This is a genomic window from Bradyrhizobium sp. (assembly GCF_016462955.1).
Taxonomy (GTDB): domain Bacteria; phylum Pseudomonadota; class Alphaproteobacteria; order Rhizobiales; family Xanthobacteraceae; genus Bradyrhizobium.
Window position 1 is genome coordinate 1 of the sequence record NZ_JAEMSD010000670.1, and the last position, 375, is coordinate 375.

General features: G+C 62.1%; 1 protein-coding gene. It reads left to right on the forward strand.

The annotated features are described in order from the left end of the window. Window positions 1-106: 106 nt before the first annotated feature. On the forward strand, window positions 107-375 hold a 269-nt coding region (locus tag JHD07_RS36585; protein ID WP_291631036.1), incomplete at its 3' end, for a CoA transferase.

Sequence of the window (375 nt, forward strand, 5' to 3'; positions counted from 1 at the left end):
CGTCGAATGCGAGGTGATCGAGGCTCGGCGCAGCAAGAACCGGCCGAACCGCGGCCTGGTGCGGACTAGGAACATGAGGAAGGTCGGCCCGGTACCGAGCGAAGGAATGGGCGGGTTCTTCCTGAACATGAACTGTAACAAGCGGTCCATCGTGCTCGATCTGAAGAAGTCGGCGGATCGCGCAACCCTGATGAGCCTAGTCATGACGGCGGACGTGTTCGTTCACTCGATGCGTCCGAGCGCCGCGGAACGGCTAGGCATCAGCTATCAAGAGCTTGGCAAGGAAAATCCGCGGCTGGTCTATGCGTCCGCCGGGGGTTATCGCAACGACAGCTCGCGGCGAGATTGGCCGGCGTTCGACGCCGTGATCCAGGC